5 protein-coding genes are annotated in these 6,119 nt (G+C 42.4%); 2 read left to right on the forward strand and 3 right to left on the reverse strand.

The genetic code is table 11. The annotated features are described in order from the left end of the window. Window positions 1-182 precede the first annotated feature (182 nt). The 3 genes from LD39_RS10705 to LD39_RS10715 all read right to left on the reverse strand — a co-directional run bounded on the left by LD39_RS10705 (window position 183) and on the right by LD39_RS10715 (window position 4,513). Window positions 183-1,676, reverse strand: coding sequence for a UDP-N-acetylmuramoyl-L-alanyl-D-glutamate--2,6-diaminopimelate ligase (locus LD39_RS10705; RefSeq protein ID WP_035546125.1), 1,494 nt, complete (start codon window positions 1,674-1,676; stop codon window positions 183-185). Between the two features lie 361 nt (window positions 1,677-2,037). Further along, entirely contained in the window at window positions 2,038-4,158 is a 2,121-nt protein-coding gene (locus LD39_RS10710; RefSeq protein ID WP_035546127.1) for a cation-translocating P-type ATPase, read from the reverse strand. A 13-nt stretch (window positions 4,159-4,171) separates the two neighbouring features. Beyond that, window positions 4,172-4,513, reverse strand: a complete 342-nt coding sequence (locus LD39_RS10715) for a metalloregulator ArsR/SmtB family transcription factor (protein ID WP_035546128.1) — start codon at window positions 4,511-4,513, stop codon at window positions 4,172-4,174. A 261-nt stretch (window positions 4,514-4,774) separates the two neighbouring features. Between LD39_RS10715 and LD39_RS10720 the strand changes: the two genes are divergently transcribed. After that, on the forward strand, window positions 4,775-5,434 hold the full coding sequence (locus tag LD39_RS10720; protein ID WP_035546130.1) for a type 1 glutamine amidotransferase domain-containing protein: 660 nt from the start codon (window positions 4,775-4,777) through the stop codon (window positions 5,432-5,434). A gap of 93 nt (window positions 5,435-5,527) precedes the next feature. Further along, the gene (locus LD39_RS10725; protein WP_035546132.1) at window positions 5,528-5,947 is read left to right on the forward strand and encodes a VOC family protein; all 420 of its coding nucleotides are present in this window, start codon (window positions 5,528-5,530) and stop codon (window positions 5,945-5,947) included. The last annotated feature ends 172 nt before the right edge of the window (window positions 5,948-6,119 follow it).

Genomic DNA, 6,119 nt, shown 5'->3' on the forward strand with positions numbered 1-6,119 from the left:
CTGACTCGCATAAGCAAACCTGCGCCGTGGCGGCCTTTGCCACAGAGCGGGGTTGCTTATGGCGCGAAGGGCTGACCCTTGGAACTAGACATCCAAATTTGAAATGCGGAACTGCCGTGAGCACCAGCAGCACCATTTTACGGCAAAAAAATCAGAACAGGCTCTCAGCCTGTTCTGATTTTTTATTGGACGACTGGCGGAAAATAGTTCTCAATAATTTCTTCATCCGAATGAGGGATTTCCTCTCCTCGAACAATTTGTGCATTATTGATACATCCGCTCGTAAGCAAAATAATGTCATTCTCTTGTCCTAATTCAAGGGATTTCAACACCCCTTCTTTTCTAGTCAAAGATGTGTGGACATTTGGAGCTGATGGTTGTTGGAATCCGGTTAGTACTTGATCAACAATGATTTGGGGATCATGGTACCCTGGGTGATCAACAGTGACAACCACTTCGTCCGCTTTTCCTTCAATCGCAGCAGCCATCTTAGGCATTTTATTAAAATCACGAATGCCTATACCAGCAATCATAACAATCAAACGATTGTGATTAAGTTTTTTTACTTCTTCAAGTAACCGGTTCAAAGCTACTGGTGTATGGGCATAGTCAAGAATCACTTTTTGATTATTAGAAGTTTGGATGACCTGAAAACGGCCTTCTGGTCCCTGCAAAGCAGGTAGAACATCAATAACCTCTTGGATGGTGAAACCGAGGTGGAGCGCAGTCCCAATCGCTGACAGGACGTTAGCCACGTTGTACGTCCCGTAAACAGGAACATACATGCTGTAGGACTTACCTTCGTAAATCAGCTCAAAAAAAGAACCATCCTCCATCACTTCGATGTTCACAGCATTCAAGTCTGCCTCAGGATTTGAATCGATACTATAAGTGATCATGGGTCCTTTACAGTTCTTTTGTAAATCCTCGCCCATCCCCTTATCGTCAATATTCACAACTTTGTTTTTCGCTTGTTTAAACAATCTCATCTTACATTCTTTATAATGATCGATTGTTTTATGATATTCCAGATGTTCTTCTGAGAAATTCGTATGAATCGCTACATCAAAGTGAATCCCATCCACACGATGCTGATCAAGAGCGATTGAAGATACTTCCATAACAGCAGCCTCATCATTCATCTCATGAAAATCACGGAAGATTTGATGAAGGTCTAACGATTCAGGAGTCGTTGGTGTGCTCTTTTTATACTCCAATTTCCTCCCAGAAGACCAAATCCCAGCCGTCCCTATTGAACCTGTGGGCAAACCTAAAAGCGTAAGCAACGAGCGAACGTAAGCCGCTACCGTGGTCTTTCCGTTCGTACCCGTCACACCAATAGTTTTGATGTTTTCGTCAGATGAATCATAAAAGAACTTCGAAAAAGAAGCCATGGCTTTCCTAATATTTTTAACCACTACAAAAGTACAGTAGGGGTTGCGGTAGCTCAAATATTGAAACAAAGAGGGGTCAGTCCCAATAATGACCGTAGCCCCTCGGTCAATCGCCTCATCAATGTAATAATCCCCATCAAACGTTTCTCCTTTGATACTAAAAAAAGCAGACTTCGGTTCTACACGTTTTGAATGAAAGGCTAGATTATCCACTTCTTGATGGCTTGGACCAAAGATGTGTTCTATATTCATATGTTGGAATTCATTAAAGTTAATCATCATAGCTGTTTCCTCACTCTTAGTATAGTTTTATGGTCGTCTGAATGAAGCAAAAGTATGTATCTATATCTAACTGGGATTATCGGTAAAGAAACCAAAATTTTCTTGAATTCAAAATAGTATAAGTACCTATTCCCGTTTCTCTTGCACATTGAAACCTAGGAACGGGTCGCACCATAAAAACGGGTCAAATACCTATACAATTACCATAAAAAACCACCCCAGGTCATCCATATTTAGGATGACCTGAGGTAAAATCGATTTCACTATATACATTTGTCTATTCAGGATTTATTTGGGGGTTTTATGCGATTTACCAGAAATTGAAAAGAGAGGTTCCATAAAAGGAACCCCTCTTTTTTGTTTATGCAGAAGGCTGCACTTCCCCTTCTTCATTTATTGCTTCAGTTTGAGCCCCCGGCTTTTGCCATAAAACCGTCAGACTGATCAGGGTTACGAGGATTGTCGCGCCCATATCAGACAATATCGCTACCCATAACGTCAACCAGCCTGGGATTGTCAACAATAGGGCAAAAAGCTTCAAGCCTAAAGCAAGGGAAATATTTAATTTCACCACTCGGTTCACTTGTTTGGCTATCTTGACCGCACTAGGCAGCTTGCCTAGGTGATCCTGCATCAATACAATATCCGCTGTCTCAATCGCACTGTCGGTCCCTTTGCCCATTGCAACACCCAGATCCGCAGTCGCAAGGGCGGGAGCATCATTGATGCCGTCTCCGACCATGGCCAGTTTCCTACTCCGACTCAAAGCTTTTACCTGATCGACTTTTTGATCTGGAAGGAGATCAGCATATACATCGGTGACACCAATCTTCTCTGCCACTTTCCTTGCTGTCTTTTCATGATCTCCAGTCAGCATAATTGTCTTTTGGATACCGGCTTTATGAAGGTCTTTGATCAGCGTGGCACTTTCTTCTCTTATTTCATCTGCAATTCCGAATACTCCGAGCACTTCTTCGTCACTGGATACAATAACAAGGGTGTATCCTTCTTCTTTGAGTCCCTCGATATCTTGGCTTTGCCCTTCTGAGATCGTTAAATGAGAGATGGTCTGTTCGCTCCCGATATAGTACATACTGTCTTCAATCTCAGCGTGTATTCCTTTTCCGGGAATAGCATTTACTGCAGTAGGTTCGACAAGGGCCTGTTGAATTGTTTCCACTTCCTTCATGACAGCTTTCGCAATCGGGTGGGATGAGCTTTTTTCAATCGAACCGGCAATTTTATAAAAATCGTCGTGATAGACTTTCGTTTCTTGTACGGTTGGTTCACCTTTGGTGAGTGTCCCGGTTTTATCAAAAGCGATACTTTCAATTTTACCAAGCTGCTCGAGAAAAACGCCGCCTTTAATAAGAATTCCATTACGTGCATTCCTAGTGATCCCTGCGATGATCGCAATCGGTGAAGATAGGATCAGCGCACAAGGGCACCCGACAATTAGAACGGCTAAACCTTGGTAAAAAGATGCTCCCCAGGAAGCACTTGTGAATAATGGCGGCGCCACCATCACGAGACCCGAAATGACCATGATAATCGGGGTATAGTACTTGGCAAAACGGTTAATAAATAACTCCGTTGGTGTCTTCCGATCTTGAGCTTCTTCAACAAGATGCAATATCTTCGCAAGCGAAGAGTCTTGATAGGCTTTTGCAATCTTTACTTTGATCAGCCCTTCATTATTAATACTTCCGCCATAAAGCGTTTCGCCCGGGGCTTTCTCTACTGGTAACGATTCACCTGTGATCGCTGCTTCGTTCACCGAGCTGAATCCTTCGATCACAATTCCATCAGATGGGATCTTTTCTCCTGCTTTCACGAGTACCACATCATCTTTTTGTAGAGATTCTATAGAAACAACGACTTCCGTCCCATTCTCACGGAGCAAGGTTGCTTGCTTCGGTGCGACTTTCAATAGTTTCTCCATAGAATTCCGGGCTTTTTCCATGCCTAATCCCTCTAAATATTCATTCAAACCGAATAATATCGCAACCATTGTGGCTTCTCGCCATTCCCCTATGGCTATAGCTCCGACCAAAGCAATCGTCATCAGTGTATCGATATTGAATTTGAAGCGAATGAGGTTTTTCGCCCCTTTCAAGAACGTTTGGTAACCGCTGATTCCCATGGCAATTAAGTACATAGCGATGACCACAAACGAGGGGACCATGCTTTCGACGATAAACGTCAAACCGAAAATCATTCCAGACAGGATAACGAGCAATTTCATATTCGGCCCATGGGAATGATCATGGGTGTGCTCATGACCCTCCTCTTCCACAAGAGAAGCTCCATCCGACTTAAGAATTTGGCGTACTCGCTCAAGGTCGACATCTTCATTAACCATCAGTTTACTCGAACCGAACTTTAGTTGAGATTGTTCCCCATGGTCCAGCTTCTTTATTTCACTTTCCATCTCTGCTGCACAATTGGCACAGGACAATCCCTGAAGTTTGTATTCCTTCATATTCTACTCCCCTTTAATGGTGAAGAGCGTGATTGATCGTTTGCTGTAAGACATTCATGACGTGGTCGTCATCATTAGAATAGTATAATGTCGTACCTGCTCTTCGATACTTAACTAATCGTAAGTTTTTCAAAAATCGCAATTGGTGAGATACCGTTGATTGTCTAAGTTCTAATGTTTCAGCAATTTGATTGACGGACATCTCCTGTTTACAAAGGAGATGTAAAATTCGGATTCTAGTTGGATCGGACAGCGCTTTGAATGTTTGCGAAACAACAAACAATGTTTCCTCATCAAGCTGCTCCACTTCCTCTTCTTCCGTATGATCTTCTTTTTTATTTGGATTTTGCTCCATGTATAGGCACCTTCCTTATATGCACATATATTCATATATACACTTATCGTATGACTGAACCCCTCTTTTGTCAACGGACGAACACACATGTTTACTCCCTTTATTTTGCGGGAAATTCCTTTCATGTCAGCACAATTAAGAGGATCATACCTTTTAAAAAGTATATTTACTGTGCACTGCAAACAAATCTTTTGTTTCTAAAAAATGAATCGTTTTAGGATTTGATGAGTAATCCCTACTTTAGACAAGGAGGAATTTTAAATGGCTAAGAAAGTATTAATGGTAGTTACCAATCATGCAGAAATTACCGAAGATACACCAACAGGTATTTGGTTATCGGAATTCGGCGAAGCATATAACGAGTTCAAGCTTCACGGTTACGAAGTGACGGTGGCAAGTCCTTCTGGCGGAGAGGCTCCCGTTGACCCGAACAGCGTTAGCGAAAATGAACCACAAGAAATTTTAAACACAAAACCACACTTAGAAGATACAACACCAATCAGCGATGTAAATGCCGAAGACTTTGATGCCATCTTCCTTCCTGGCGGTCATGGTACAATGTTTGACTTTCCAGACAGCGAAAAGCTTCAAAAGCTTTTACGTGACTTTTACGAATCCGATAAAATTGTAGCCGCTGTCTGCCATGGGCCTGCTGGGTTAGTAGGAGCTACACTTTCCAATGGCGAACCACTTGTCAAAGGGAAACGCGTGAGCGCCTTCACAGATGCGGAAGAAGCAGAAACAACACTCGACAAACACATGCCGTTCCTGCTTGAAAGTAAGCTGAATGAGCTTGGGGCCACCGTTTTATCAGGTGAAAACTGGGCGACTCACTATGAAGTAGATGGCAATCTGATTACAGGACAAAACCCGCAATCAACAGAAGTTGTAGCAAAAGAAGTCGTTAAACAATTAAGCTAAAATCAAACTGCCTCTCAAAAGGGAATCCCTGATTGAGAGGCAGTTATTTTATTATGATAAAATGAATGCACCCCAGCAGAAGGAGAATTCATCATGAAGAAAAAATTAGACCATATCGGCATTGCTGTCCGTAACATTGAAGAAAGTATCCAATTTTACACGGAGACGCTAGGCGGAACATTGATCGACCATTATCGCAGTGAAGCGGAAGGTGTAGAGAGTGAAATAGCAGTTATCGATATTGATGGTGACCGGACAGAATTGCTGATGCCCACAAACAATACGACATCCCCCATCGCGCGATTCATTAAACAAAAAGGAAAGGGCGTCCATCATGTGGCTTATCATGTCGAGGATCTTGATAAGGCACTGACAGATCTTGAAAAACAAGGAATTCGCACGCTCGACTGGTCGCTTCGTACGAATAAACATGGCAGACGCTTGATTTACTTAAACCCAGCCGATACAGAAGGAACCATCATCGAATATTGTGATTATCCGAATCAAAAATAAAAAGGGGCTGGGACGAAAGTGTTTTAGCCATTCTAAAAACCGAACGATGGTGAAATTCTTATGATAAGATTTCACCATCGTTCGGTTTTTTATGGTAGATTAGCGCAACATATCTAATATCTGCCATTACTTAGGGCATTTGTCTTGTAAGGTGGAAGGATGGCCGCTCCGA

The organism is Halobacillus sp. BBL2006 (assembly GCF_000786645.1).
Lineage (GTDB): Bacteria > Bacillota > Bacilli > Bacillales > Halobacillaceae > Halobacillus.